Source organism: Aeromonas mytilicola subsp. aquatica (assembly GCF_044336385.1).
Taxonomy (GTDB): domain Bacteria; phylum Pseudomonadota; class Gammaproteobacteria; order Enterobacterales; family Aeromonadaceae; genus Aeromonas; species Aeromonas rivipollensis.
On sequence record NZ_CP172298.1, the window covers coordinates 3,310,625 to 3,323,463 of the forward strand.

At 62.8% G+C, this 12,839-nt stretch carries 14 protein-coding genes; 2 read left to right on the top strand and 12 right to left on the bottom strand.

Features of this window, described 5'->3' with window-relative positions:
• Positions 1 to 86: 86 nt before the first annotated feature.
• Positions 87 to 410 (bottom strand): hypothetical protein, encoded by a 324-nt coding sequence (locus ACFWHB_RS15075; protein ID WP_395948776.1) that lies wholly within the window; start codon positions 408 to 410, stop codon positions 87 to 89.
• Positions 407 to 2,383 carry a reprolysin-like metallopeptidase gene (locus ACFWHB_RS15080; RefSeq protein WP_395948777.1) on the bottom strand — a complete coding sequence of 659 codons (1,977 nt, stop codon included), beginning with the start codon at positions 2,381 to 2,383 and terminating at the stop codon, positions 407 to 409. Before ACFWHB_RS15080 ends, ACFWHB_RS15075 begins: the two co-directional genes overlap by 4 nt.
• Before the next feature lie 211 nt (positions 2,384 to 2,594).
• Here ACFWHB_RS15080 and ACFWHB_RS15085 point away from each other — a divergent pair, with 211 nt between their 5' ends.
• Complete coding sequence (locus tag ACFWHB_RS15085) at positions 2,595 to 3,806, top strand: RsmB/NOP family class I SAM-dependent RNA methyltransferase (RefSeq protein WP_025326277.1); 1,212 nt, start codon at positions 2,595 to 2,597, stop codon at positions 3,804 to 3,806.
• A 65-nt stretch (positions 3,807 to 3,871) separates the two neighbouring features.
• On the opposite strand, the gene ACFWHB_RS15090 is transcribed toward ACFWHB_RS15085, so the two are convergent.
• The gene (locus tag ACFWHB_RS15090; protein WP_025326276.1) at positions 3,872 to 4,216 is read right to left on the bottom strand and encodes a Grx4 family monothiol glutaredoxin; all 345 of its coding nucleotides are present in this window, start codon (positions 4,214 to 4,216) and stop codon (positions 3,872 to 3,874) included.
• 287 nt (positions 4,217 to 4,503) lie between these two features.
• Here ACFWHB_RS15090 and sodB point away from each other — a divergent pair, with 287 nt between their 5' ends.
• Entirely contained in the window at positions 4,504 to 5,088 is a 585-nt protein-coding gene (sodB, locus tag ACFWHB_RS15095; protein WP_100860353.1) for a superoxide dismutase [Fe], read from the top strand.
• Between the two features lie 103 nt (positions 5,089 to 5,191).
• Here the strand turns inward: sodB and ACFWHB_RS15100 are convergent, their stop codons facing one another.
• The 9 genes from ACFWHB_RS15100 to ccmB all read right to left on the bottom strand — a co-directional run bounded on the left by ACFWHB_RS15100 (position 5,192) and on the right by ccmB (position 12,839).
• Positions 5,192 to 6,001, bottom strand: a complete 810-nt coding sequence (locus tag ACFWHB_RS15100; RefSeq protein ID WP_139744878.1) for an MlaA family lipoprotein — start codon at positions 5,999 to 6,001, stop codon at positions 5,192 to 5,194.
• A gap of 80 nt (positions 6,002 to 6,081) precedes the next feature.
• Positions 6,082 to 7,350: a c-type cytochrome biogenesis protein CcmI gene (ccmI, locus tag ACFWHB_RS15105; protein WP_395948778.1), complete on the bottom strand. Its 1,269-nt coding sequence runs from the start codon at positions 7,348 to 7,350 to the stop codon at positions 6,082 to 6,084.
• Entirely contained in the window at positions 7,347 to 7,826 is a 480-nt protein-coding gene (locus tag ACFWHB_RS15110; protein WP_395948779.1) for a cytochrome c-type biogenesis protein, read from the bottom strand. The genes ccmI and ACFWHB_RS15110 overlap by 4 nt, the downstream gene beginning before the upstream one ends.
• An 11-nt stretch (positions 7,827 to 7,837) precedes the next feature.
• Complete coding sequence (locus ACFWHB_RS15115; protein ID WP_025326271.1) at positions 7,838 to 8,368, bottom strand: DsbE family thiol:disulfide interchange protein; 531 nt, start codon at positions 8,366 to 8,368, stop codon at positions 7,838 to 7,840.
• Positions 8,365 to 10,320, bottom strand: a complete 1,956-nt coding sequence (locus ACFWHB_RS15120; protein WP_111912503.1) for a heme lyase CcmF/NrfE family subunit — start codon at positions 10,318 to 10,320, stop codon at positions 8,365 to 8,367. The genes ACFWHB_RS15115 and ACFWHB_RS15120 overlap by 4 nt, the downstream gene beginning before the upstream one ends.
• Positions 10,321 to 10,568: 248 nt before the next feature.
• Complete coding sequence (gene ccmE / locus ACFWHB_RS15125) at positions 10,569 to 11,060, bottom strand: cytochrome c maturation protein CcmE (RefSeq protein ID WP_139744873.1); 492 nt, start codon at positions 11,058 to 11,060, stop codon at positions 10,569 to 10,571.
• Positions 11,057 to 11,263: a heme exporter protein CcmD gene (gene ccmD / locus ACFWHB_RS15130; protein WP_395948780.1), complete on the bottom strand. Its 207-nt coding sequence runs from the start codon at positions 11,261 to 11,263 to the stop codon at positions 11,057 to 11,059. The genes ccmE and ccmD overlap by 4 nt, the downstream gene beginning before the upstream one ends.
• Positions 11,264 to 11,265: 2 nt before the next feature.
• Positions 11,266 to 12,006, bottom strand: a complete 741-nt coding sequence (locus tag ACFWHB_RS15135) for a heme ABC transporter permease (RefSeq protein WP_025326267.1) — start codon at positions 12,004 to 12,006, stop codon at positions 11,266 to 11,268.
• A 164-nt stretch (positions 12,007 to 12,170) separates the two neighbouring features.
• The gene (gene ccmB / locus ACFWHB_RS15140) at positions 12,171 to 12,839 is read right to left on the bottom strand and encodes a heme exporter protein CcmB (protein ID WP_025326266.1); all 669 of its coding nucleotides are present in this window, start codon (positions 12,837 to 12,839) and stop codon (positions 12,171 to 12,173) included.

The window sequence follows — 12,839 nt, forward strand, 5'->3', positions numbered from 1 at the left end:
ACAAGTCTGGGGGCGGCCAAATGCCGACACCAAAAACAGAAAGGGAGGCCTGTGCCTCCCTTTTCTGCCGGCAGCTTGCCACCTGCCTATGGTTTGCCGTCAACCGGCGGGCAATGGGCCAGCATGCGCTGGTTATATTCCGCCGCATAGGCGCTCAGCCTGGCGTGGGCCTCCTTCTGATCCGGCTTGATGACATCGCCGAGCCCCTCCAAATAGCGCACGCCACAGCGAGCCTTGGCCGCCGCCTGCTGATCCGCCGCTATGCCGGGCGCCACCTCGCCTCGGCCGGCCCGTACTATCAGCCGATAGTCCTGCTGGGCCAGGCTGTCACTGACTGCCTGATCCAGGGTGTCGGCATCGGCCTGACAGCCGCCGAGCAGGGCGAGCAGCAGCACGCCGGCCAGCCTCATGCCCGCCTCCGTTGCCAGCCCAGCAGTGCCAGGGCCAGGGTCCAGAAGCCGAGGGCGCCACCGCCACCACCGCCGCCCTCATCCCCACGCTGGGTCACCGACAGCTTGAGCGGGCTGATGGCGAAGAAGAGGTTGTCACTGCAGGCCACCTTCAGCCTGGCGGTGCCGTCGTTACCGGCGGGTATGGTGACGCTGGCCGAGCCCGAGTTGGGCTGGCCACTGGCGAGCAAGGTCCAGCTCACCCCCTCGTCCCGGGTCAGGGAGAGATCCACCTTGCTGCAATTGATGGGGGCCGCGTTGGTGCCGGCCACATCCCAGCCTATGGTCTGGTTGGCGCCGGCTCCCAGCGGGGTCACCAGCGGGCTGGTCAGGCGGAAGGCGCTGCCGGTGTTGACCACCTGGATCTTCATGTCGTCACTGGCGACACCGCTCTTGCCGTCCCGCGCCGTGAGGCGGAAATTGAGCTCCCGGTTGGTGGCTGGCCAGGCCTCCCCCTTCGCCAGGGTGTTGGAGAGCAGGGAGGGCAGGCTTGGCAGGGTGCGCTCCGGCAACGCGGTCGGCGCCACGAAGCGAAACAGCGGGCGACTGCCGTCGTCCACCATGCTGGCGACGCTGAAGGACTCGGTGCCGAGATCGATCTGCTCCCAGGTGTAACTCAGGGGATCCTGATCCAGATCCGCCCCGGCGCCCTTGAGCAAGAAAGGGGTGTTGGCCGGGATCACATAGTCGTTGCCGGCGGCGACCTGGGGCGCGTTGTTGGTCAGGCTCTGGGAGCTGCCACAGCTCGCGACCTTGGCCATGTGGGCCCGCATCTGTTCGATGGACTTGCTGTGGAAGTAGGGCAAGCTGTTGGCCTGCAGGTTCTCCTCCCCGCAGATCCCCGCATAGGCCATGATGGAGCTGCCGCTGCCGGGCTCCCAGGCCTGGCTGGCCTCCCGGTTGCCACCGCCACAGCTGCCGGTGGTGCCGTTGAAGGTGTGGTCGGCGCCGAACTGGTGGCCAATCTCGTGGGCCACGTAGTCGATGAAGAAGGCATCCCCCACCGGATTGGGGGAGCCCGTCATGCCCGCCGATTTCTCCGCGGTGCAGAGCACTCCCAGCCCCGCCAGACCGCCGCCCCCGGTGTTGACCACGTGACCTATGTCGAAGGGGCCAAGCTTGGTGCCGGCCTGGGTCTGTGCATTCTGCTGCACTGTGACGTTGGCATCTATGTCACCGTCATCGTTGTTGAAGGGATCGGTGGCGGTGTCGGTGAAGATGATGGTGTCGTTGCCGCTGGCGAGCTGGAACTCGGCGGCGACGTCACGCTGGTACACCTCGTTGACCCGGTTGAGCAGGGTGGCGATGGCGCCGAGACCCGCCTCGACGGTGCCGCCGTGATACTGGGTGTACTCCCCCGCCGCCGAGATGGCGATGACGTAGCGCTTGCGCTCGTTGCCATCCACCAGGACCTGACGGGCCAGTGCCTTGGCCTGGGAGCCGATGACCTTGTCCGCCTCTTCCTCCAGCCGGCTGTGGGCATCCTGCTGGTAATAGATGGCGTAGCCTTCACCGTTTCGGAGCGGATCCACGAACACCATGCGGCCCTGGTGGCTGAACATGGCGTGGAAACCCTGGGGACCGAGATCGAAGCGCCCCGTCTCCACCGGGTTGGACTCGTCATACCCCTTGAATGCCAGAATGCCGGGATACCTGGCGGCGAGATCCGATGGCAGCAGATCATAGGGCTGCAGGTTGAAGGTCACCTCCTTGCCATCCGGCAGGGGCAGGGTCAGTCGAGGCTCCCCTCCCTGCAAACCGGCGAAGTAATCGGCCGGCACAGTGGCAATGCGATATTGGCTGGCCCGCACCTCATAACCATCGGCAGCGGTGGCCCGCGCCGCCACCGTATTCCACTCACTGGCGGCCAGGCCGCTGGCATTCATCAGACCGGCCACCAGCAACGCCAGCGGAGAGTATTTCATCAACTGCATCTTTATTATCCCTTTTTCCATGCGTTCGCCTGAACTGCCTCAGCATCATTTTCCTGCCAGGGTGAGAAGTCCAGTCCCATCCTCTGTACATTCCCCGAATGGGGACGGTTGCACCAATGCAGTCTAGCCCCTATCATGGCGCGGATTTGTCCGTTTCAGAACCCTCCTGTGTCACGGGCCGGTTCACCCTTTTTTGGCCAAGGTTAATCTCATGCTCAAATCCCCACTGTTGCCCCGTTTCGGGGATCTGGTCGTTGCCATTGTTGACGATGTACTCGGTCAGGGCCTCACCCTCGACCGCGCCTATGCCCGTCACTTCTCCGGCATCGAACTCAAACCGCAAGAACAGGCAAGGATTGCCCTGGTCACCGGCGACCTGCTGCGTCGTCTCAGCCTCTATTGCTTCCTGACCGGCATCCAGGTGCGTCAGGCCGAAAAGAATGTCTGGCCGCTGCTGCACAGCTGGCACGCCTTCCACAAGATTGCCCAGCCCAACAACCCGACCCTGGATCGCTTCAATGAAGAGGCATTCCGCCGCCGTCTGACCGAGGCGAAGAAGAACCCGGTGCTGATGGATGGTTGCCCTGCCTGGCTGGAGAAGCTGGGCAACGAGCAACTGGGTGAGGCCTGGCCTGCCGAGCGTGCCGCCCTGGCCTGGATGCCCAAGCGTTACCTGCGGGTCAACACCCTCAAGTGCACCCGGGAAGAGCTGCAGGCCATTCTGGCCAAAGAGCATGTCACCACCATTCCCGTTGATGGTGTTGAGACAGCCCTGCAAGTCACCTCCGACGCCGCCCTGTTCCGCACCAAGGCCTTTGCCGATGGCTGCTTCGAACAGCAGGACGCTGGCTCCCAACTGGTTGCTGCGGCTCTGGAGGTCACCCCGGGCATGCGGGTCATCGACGCTTGCGCCGGTGCCGGTGGCAAGACACTGCACATCGCCGCCATGATGGAAGGCAAGGGCCGCCTGCTGGCGATGGACGTGGAAGAGTGGAAGCTGGAGAACCTAAAGCAGCGCGCCCGCCGCGCCGGTGCCCACAACGTGGAGACCCGGGTCATCACCAGCAGCAAGACAGTCAAGCGCCTCAAGGAGAGCGCCGATCGCGTGTTGCTGGACGTCCCCTGCTCCGGCCTTGGCGTACTCAAGCGCAATCCGGATGCCAAGTGGCGTGACACCGCCGAGCGCCTGCCGGTGCTGGTCGCCCTGCAAGAAGAGATACTGCAGCGCTACAGCCAGATGGTGAAGGTGGGCGGCCTGCTGGTCTATGCAACCTGCTCCATCCTGCCTCAGGAGAACCGCCAGCAGGTGGACAAGTTCCTGGCGGCCAACGAGAACTACCGGCTGCGGGATGACCACACCGTCAGCCCCTCCGCGAGCGGCTTCGACGGTTTCTACATGGCGCGCATCGAGCGCATCGCCTAAGGCCCTGCGCACCCATAGAAAAGGGGAGCCATGGGCTCCCCTTTTTGCATGATGCGGATGCGACCTTATTCGGCGGCGGCATCGTCCTGCTTGTGCTTGGCAGCAGCTTCCTTGATCAGGGTCTGCAGCTCGCCAGCCTGGAACATCTCGATCATGATGTCGCAACCACCGACCAGCTCACCTTCCACCCAGAGTTGCGGGAAGGTCGGCCAGTTGGCAAATTTCGGCAGCTCGGCACGGATGTCCGGGTTTTGCAGGATGTCGACGTAAGCAAAGGGCTCGCCACAGGACATCAGGGCCTGGGAGGCCTGGGCAGAGAAACCGCAGCTGGGTAGCTTGGGGGATCCCTTCATGTACAGGATGATGGGATTCTCAGCCAGCTGCTGTTTGATCTTTTCAATAGTTTCCATAAATGCCTCACTAGAGCGATTTCGGCGGCCATTCTACTGCAAACCGGGCAGACCACAAACTGGCAAACCGTCCCGAATGCAAGAAGTGATGAATCAATACGCCGCAGCTTGATCCGGATCATGGCGAGAATCAAGAGTTGTTCGCCCATCTTTGATGCTGCTACAATCGACGGGCTTTGGGCCGCCTGGCCCCATCATTTCAAGAACAATTCTTTTCAACATAGAAAAGAGTACGCAATGTCTTGCAACCGTCGCCTTCGCACGGCCCAGCCAATGGAGAGTAGAAAATGGCTTTCGAACTTCCCGCTCTGCCCTATGCAATCAATGCTCTGGAACCGCACATCTCCCAGGAAACCCTGGAATATCACCACGGCAAGCACCACAACACCTACGTGGTCAACCTGAACAACCTGGTGCCGGGTACCGAGTTTGAAGGCAAGTCTCTGGAAGAGATCATCAAGACCTCCACTGGCGGTGTCTTCAACAACGCCGCCCAGATCTGGAACCACACCTTCTACTGGCACTGCCTCTCCCCGAACGGCGGTGGCGAGCCCACCGGCGCCCTGGCCGATGCCATCAACAAGGCGTTCGGCTCCTTCGCCGAGTTCAAGGATGCGTTCACCAAGTCCGCCATCGGCAACTTCGGCTCCAGCTGGACCTGGCTGGTGAAGAAAGCCGACGGCTCCCTGGCCATCGTCAACACCTCCAACGCCGGCTGCCCGCTGACCGAAGCCGGGACCACCCCGCTGCTGACCGTCGACCTGTGGGAGCACGCCTACTACATCGATTTCCGCAACCTGCGTCCGAAGTACATGGAAACCTTCTGGACCCTGGTCAACTGGGAATTCGTGGCCAAGAACCTGGCTGCCTGATAGCCTCTTTCTTGCCAAAGCGCCCCGCACTGCGGGGCGTTTTTTTATGGCGAACGGCCAACGAAAAAGGCGCCATGGGCGCCTTTTCGATAACCATGGGTCGTTACTGGTCTATCTCGTCCAGATACTCGTCCAGGTTGCTGTCATCTTCCTGCTGGCCCTGCTGCTTGAGCTCAGGCTGGCGACCCGTCACCTTGCCGTCGTTGTACTGCAGGTAGAAGTCCTTGGTCAGGGCATAAGGATCGAGCGCATTGTCGATGATCCGCTCCTGATCGATCAGCTTGGAGCGCGTACCCAGACCATCCAGCGCCCAGTGCACGAACTTCATCGGGAAGGTCAGCAGGGCATAGGGGAAGTAGATGGTATCAATGGTATCCCCCACCAGTTCGCGGGTGGTGGTCGGGCCGTAGACGGGCACCATGATGTAGGCGCCATCCCCGATGTCCGCCCTGCCTAGCACAGTATCCATCTCCAGCATGTTGCGCTCGAGGCCGGCATGCTTGGCCACGTCGAAGATCCCCAGCAGACCTATGGTGGTGTTAAGGGTGAAGCGGCCCAGGTTGGTCCCCGCCCCCTTCAGATCACCGACCAGCAGATGGTTGACCATGCTGCTCGGCTCGTCGAAGTTCTCCACCAGGTTGTCGATGCCGTCCTTCATCCCCTGCGGCACATAGCGGGCATAGCCATGGACCACGGGGCGGGCCACATAGGGTTCCAGCACGTCGTAGTTGATGGCCCACATGGCCCGGTTGGCCCCCTGGAAGGGGTCACGGGGATCGCTGGCCGTGCTGGACGCCCCGGGGCGGCTGGGGGTTTCGTTGAGATCCAGGCTCTCTGGGCCCGGCTTGGGAGGGCCACCCGCACAGCCCCCCAACAGCAGTGCCACTGCCAATGCTCCTGAACGCAGATACATATGAAAGTCCTAAGCTTTTTTGGGAATCTTTATGGATTATAGGTAGGCCCGCCCCATCCCGGGGTCGGGCCAAGAGGGTATTAGAGTGCGTGATCGATGCGGATGTCAATCGGCGCTGCAGGGATGCTGGTCGTCGGCACTGTGACCGAGACCCCCTCGAAGGCTCCTTCCTTGTTCATGACGTTTCCGCCCCGGGAGAGGCGAGCCTTGAACTGCAGCTCGGGATAAGCCGCCAGCTTGCTCCCCTCCATCATGGCATCCCCATCCCCCAGTGAGAGGGTGAGGGGCAACTGCGGACCCGGGATGCGCTTGACCGCGATGGGCATGGGCGGGCCATTGGGGATCACCGCAAAGACGAACAGGTGGGCATCCTCCGGCAGCTGGATGCCGGGTGCCAGGGTGATGTGCAGGGGATACTCACCCTCCTTCACCGCCACTACCTGAGCACTGCCCTGCCCGGCCTGAGCGGCGGGGGCGGCTGTCACGGCGATGCCGCGCTGACGCAGTTGCTGCTCGGCATACTCGATGGAGCGCTCCACCATGGCATGGCGGGTCGAGCCCTGCTCCAGCAGCGGCAACATGGCTCGCCAGCGCACCAGCGCGGTCTGGAAGTCCTCTTTCTGCAGCGCCATGAAGGCATGGACCGAGCGCGCCTCTATGTTGGCCGGATCCTGGGCGATGGCCGCCTGCAGCAGCTGATCCGCCCGGGCCTCCTCCCCCGTCATCATCAGGGCCTGGGCATAGGGCACAGCCACCATGGCCTTCTGCGGCGCCAGGGAGTAGGCCCGCTCCAGCGCCTCGCGGGCCATCTCAGGGTCATTGCCATCCAGGGTCAGACGCCCCAGCAGCAGCCAGCCACGGTAGTCGTTCGGTTCTTCTTTCAGCCGGGTACGCAGCCCCAGGGTGAAGTCCAGCAGATCCTGCTCGGTCACCTCGGCATCCCGCTCCACCAGGATGCGGTTGCTCAGCTCCCCCAGCCGGCTGTTGGCATCCTGCCAGCGGCTCACCTCCTGCCAGGCCCCCAGCTGGTAGTAGAGCCCCAGGCTCACCACCACCAGCACCAGCACACCCGGGATCCAGATCAGGCTCTTGCCGCCGCGGGCGCTCTGCTCCACGTCGGGGATGTCGTCCAGCAGGCTGCGTTGCAGTTCTACCAGGGACTCGGACTCCTCGGCCAGTATGCCCTGCTCACGCTCCTCGCCTATCTCCAGCAGACGCTGGCGATAGAGCTGCTTGTTGAGGGCCGAACGGCTGATGCTCTGGCGACCCTCGCCGCGCCACAGCGGCAGGATCAGCGCCAGGCTCGCCAGCACCAGCAGGGCCGCGATCACTATCCAAAATGCGGTCATTGTTTCTCTTCCTCTTTGAGCAGCTCGGCCAGACGGCGCCGCTCTTCTTCGCTCAGGGCGTTATTCATTCGTTTTGTCGCCGCCGGCGCACGGCGGCTGCGCACCACCACAGTGGCGGCACCGATGACGATGACCAGCAGGGGGCCAAGCCAGAGGATCAGGGTGGAGGCCATCAGGGGCGGATCATAGAGGATGAAGTTGCCGTAACGGGCCACCATGTAATCCACCACCTCCTCCTTGTTTTTACCGTCCCGCACCATCTGGTAGGTCTTGTCCCTCAGATCCTTGGCGAGCCCCGCATTGGAGTCGGCGATGTCCTGGTTTTGACACTTGGGGCAGCGCAGTTCCTTGGTCAGCTCGCGGAAGGTCTGCTCCTGGGCATCGCTGTCGAAGGTGTAGACGTCGATGGCGGCACTGGCCTGGCCGGAACCCAGCAGGCCCCCCAGCAGCAACAGGGATGCAATAAGCGTTTTCATCGGAGCGGCCCTCACTTCATGGCATCGAAGATGGGTTTGAGGGTCGAGGCCCAGACTTCGGGATTGACGTCCCCCACGTGGCGATAACGGATGATGCCCTGGCTGTCGATGAAGAAGGTCTCGGGGGCGCCGTAGACCCCCAGATCCAGCCCCAGCATGCCGTCCGGATCATAGAGGTTGACCTCATAGGGATTGCCGAGCTCAGCCAGCCACTTGATGGCCTTGTCCCGCTCATCCTTGTAGTTCATGCCGACGATGGGAATACCCTGCCCCGCCAGCTGCTTGAGGTAGGTGTGCTCCCCATAGCAGGTCGGGCACCAGGTGGCCCAGACGTTGAGCAGCATAGGGCGCCCCTTGAAGATGCTCCTGTCATGCTGCTTGTCGAGGTCATAGATATCCTGCAGGGTGAACACGGGCACCTCCTTGTCCACCATCACGGATTCCAGCTTGGTGGGGTCCGAGTAGAGCCCCTTGAACAGGAACACGGCCCCCATCAGGAAGATGATGAAGGGCAGCAGAAACAGCCAGGTCTTCTTGCTCATGCCTTGGTCTCCTCGTCACGACGGCCGAACCGGTAGCGCTTGTCCAGCATGGCCAGCACGCCGCCAATGGCCATGAAGACGCCGCCGAACCAGATCCAGCGCACGAAGGGCTTGTAGTAGATACGCACCGCCCAGGCGCCGTTGTCGAGCTGCTCGCCCAGCGCCGCATAGAGATCACGGGTGAAGCCGGCGTCGATGGCGGCTTCGGTCATCGGCATGCGACTGACCTTGTACATCCGCTTCTCGGGCTTGAGCAGGGCCACCTGCTTGCCGTTCCTGTGCACCTCCAGCACCCCCTTGAAGCCGTCGTAGTTGGGGCCGTTCTTTTCGCTGATACCGGTGAACACGAATTCGTAGTCGGCGAACTGCACCCTGTCACCGGCCTGCATGCGCAAGTCCTTCTCGATGCTGTAGTTCTGGGTGCAGGCGATGCCTATGATGCTGACCGCCAGCCCCACGTGGCCCAGGATCATGGCCCAATGGCTGTTGCCGAGTTTGCGCACCCCGGTGGCAAAACCGTGTTTGTGGGTGGCGCGCACCCAGGTCTCCTGGATGCTGGTGATGATGATCCAGGTACCCAGGCCTATGCCGAGCGCGGCCCAGGGCTTGAACTCACCGGCGAAGAGTTGCGGCAGCAGCAGGGCGGCGGCCAGACTCAGCCCCAGGGCCAGCACTACCTTGCCCTTGAGCTCACCGAGCTCCTGACGGCGCCAGCGGAACAGCGGCCCGACCCCCAGCAGCAAGGCGAACGGGATGATCAGCCAGCTGTAGATGTGGTTGAAGAAGGGGGTGCCGATGGAGATGCTGCCAAGCCCCAGCTCCTTGTGCACCAGGGGCAAGAGGGTGCCGAGCAGCACGGTCAGCAGGCCCGCCACCAGCAGTATGTTGTTGCCAAGCAGCAGGGTCTCGCGGCTCCACAGCTCATGCTTGCCGTGGCTCTTGACCTGGGAGCCCTTGAAGGCGAACAGCAGCAAGGAGCTGCCTATCACCGCCAGCAGGAAGCCCAGAATGAAGAGGCCACGGGTCGGGTCTGAGGCAAAGGCATGGACGGACACCAGCACGCCGGAGCGCACCAGGAAGGTCCCCAGCAGGCTCAGGGAGAAGGCCGAGAGCGCCAGCAGCACAGTCCAGGCCTTGAAGGTGGCGCGCTTCTCGCTCACCGCCAGCGAATGCAGCAGGGCCGTGCCCGCCAGCCAGGGCATGAAGGAGGCGTTTTCCACCGGATCCCAGAACCACCAGCCGCCCCAGCCGAGCTCGTAATAGGCCCACCAGGAGCCGAGCACTATGCCAAGGGTCAGGAAGACCCAAGCCGCCATGGTCCAGGGACGGGACCAGCGCGCCCAGGTGGCATCGAGCCTGCCTGTCATCAGGGAGGCGATGGCAAAAGCGAAGGCCACCGAGAAGCCCACGTAGCCCATGTAGAGCATGGGCGGGTGGAAGATGAGACCCGGATCCTGCAGCAGGGGGTTGAGGTCGCGCCCATCTACCGGGAAGTACGGCAGGGTGCGGGTGAAGGGATCCGAGGTGAACAGCACGAAGGCGGTAAAGCCCACCGAGATGAGCCCCAGCACCCCCAGCACCCGCGCCACCGCATCCAGCGGCAGGCGACGGCTGAACAGGGCCACGGCCGCGGTCCAGCCCCCCAGGGTCAACACCCAGAGCAGCAGGGAGCCCTCGTGGGCCCCCCACACCGCCGAAATGCGGTACTGCAGCGGCAGCAGGCTGTTGGAGTTGGTGGCCACGTACTGCACGGTGAAGTCGTTGTCGACGAAGGCCCAGGTCAGGCAGAGGAAGGAGAGCAGCAGCAGCAGGAACTGGCTGTAGGCGAGCGGACGGGCCGCCGACATCATGCCGAGGCGCCCCAATTTGGCGCCGATCAGCGGATAGCTCCCCAGCAGCAGGGCGGTGGCAAAGGCCAGGATCAGTGCGAATTGCCCCAGTTCAGGGATCATGGCTGACTTCCTTTCAATTGCGCCGCGACCAGAACCGGTGCACAGGCATGAGACGGTGAGAATTGCCCCAGTTCAGGGATCATGGCTGACTTCCTTTCAATTGCGCCGCGACCAGAACCGGCGCACAGGCATGAGACGGTGAGAACTGCCCAAATTCGGGGATCATTGACTATTTCCTTTCGATGGCAGGGTGAGACATACAGATCCGGCGGCGAAACGAGCTGAACACGAGACAAAGACTGCAGGCATCATTGCTTGGCCCCCTGCAACTGCGCCTCGGTATATTCGGGCTTGAAGTGCATGCCATTGGTGGCGTCCGCCACCTCCGGCGGCATGTAGTTCTCGTCGTGCTTGGCCAGCACCTCGAAGGCGGCCACAGTGGTCGCGTCCTTGAGGGTGCCCTGGGCGACTATGCCCTGCCCTTCCCGGAACAGGTCCGGCAGTATGCCGTCAAATTCCACCGTCACCAGATGGCCACCGTTGTCTATCAGCTTGAAGGCCACCTTGAGGCTCTGGGGATCCCGCTGCACCGAGCCCGGCACCACCAGGCCGCCGATGCGCAGGCGCTGGCCCTCTTCCGGCTTGACCTTCTCCGGCCCCTTGCCCTCCACCAGCTCGCTCGGGGTATAGAAGAGATCGATGTTCTGGCTGAGGGCATAGAGCACCAGGCCAGTCACGCTGGCGAGGCCCAGGCTGATGGCCAGAATGATGGTGAGGCGTTTCTTGCGTCTCGGGGTCATAGGGTGTTCTCCATCTGCTGGGCCGCCTTGCGACGAGCCTCGCGGGCCTGCTTGTTGCGCAATTCGCCGAGCAGGCTGCTGGTTTTCAACCGGGTGGAAATGACGATGCCGACCAGGCAGAGCGCGGTCAGACCGAAGGAGAGCCAGACGTAGAAGGCGTAACCGCCCATGGCCATGAAATCGCTGAATGAGGCAAAGTGCATGCTTACTTCTCCTGTCTGGCGATGTCGGCAACCCAGGGGCGGTGCCACTCCCGCATCAGCAGCTCGTTGCGGAACCGCATCAGGGTCAGGGCCCCGAGGAAGGTGGCAAACGCCAGTATCATGATGAGCAGCGGCCACAGCATCTCGGGGGAGATGGAGGGCTTGTCAAACTTGGTGATGGAGGCGCCCTGGTGCAGGGTGTTCCACCACTCCACCGAGTAGTGAATGATCGGCAGGTTGATCACCCCCACCAGCGCCAGTATGCCGGCGGCGCGCCCCGCCACTACCTTGTCGCTGAAGGCGTTGTAGAGGGCGATGACCCCAAGATAGAGGAACAGCAGGATAAGCTCGGAGGTGAGGCGCGCATCCCACACCCACCAGGTGCCCCACATGGGCTTGCCCCAGGCGGCACCGGTGAAGAGGGCGATGAAGGTGAAGACGGCGCCCACCGGGGCTATGGCCGCCACCGTCATGTCCGCCATGCGCAGTTGCCACACCAGGCCTATGAAGGCCGCCACCGCCATGGTGGAGTAGGCTCCCATGGAGAGGATGGCGGCAGGCACATGGATGTAGATGATCCTGAAAGAGTCTCCCTGCTGATAATCGGCGGGGGCAAAGGCCAGCCCCCAGACGGTGCCTATGATGAAGGCGAGCAGGCTTGTCACGACAAACCAGGGCAGCAGGGTGCCGGCCAGCCCATAGGCGCGCTCGGGTTTGGCATAAGGGTGCAACCATTTCCACATAGCTCACAGAACCTTTCAGTTATTAATTTTTAAGTGGCGAGGCCTACCATACCCACCGGCGGGAAACATCATATCCCCCCAAAGCAATAAGCAGCCATCCCCTTGATCTATCTCAATTATATTTTTCACAAAACAGCCTCAAAAGAGGCTTTTTTGATAATTAATCAGTTGACGCTGACCCGCAGTGCCGCCGAGATGGCCAGGGGCGTCAGGGTCAGGGCCCCCACCAGCATGGCCCCCAGGATCGCGAGTTGCCCCCCGTAGGGCAACCCCATGCTGGCCGCATCTATGGCGGAGGTGGCGAAGATCAGCACCGGTATATAGAGCGGCAGCAGCAGCAGGCTGAGCAGCACGCCCCCCTTGCGCAGGCCCGCCGTCAGCGCCACCCCGACGGCCCCGAGCAGGCTCAGCACCGGAGTACCCAGGGCCAGGGTGGCCACCACGGCCAGATAGCTCTTCATGTCCAGGGAGAGCAGGATGGCGAGCAGCGGGGAAACCAGCAGCAGCGGCAGGCCGGTCAGCAACCAGTGAGCGATCACTTTGGCCAGCGCCAGCAGCCCGAGGGGATGAGGCATCAGCATCATCTGCTCCAGGGCGCCGTCGCTGAAGTCATCGCGAAACAGCCGCTCCAGGGAGAGCATGGCCGCCAGGAGGGCCGCCACCCAGATGATGCCGGGGGCAATGCGGGCCAGCAGCTGGGGCTCGGGCCCGATGCCGAGGGGAAAGAGGGTGATGACGATGAGGAAGAACCAGAGCGGGTTGAAGATGTCGGCGCGCTGGCGCAGGGCCATCAGCAACTCGCGGTGAATAAGGTGTATGACGGCGCGCAACAT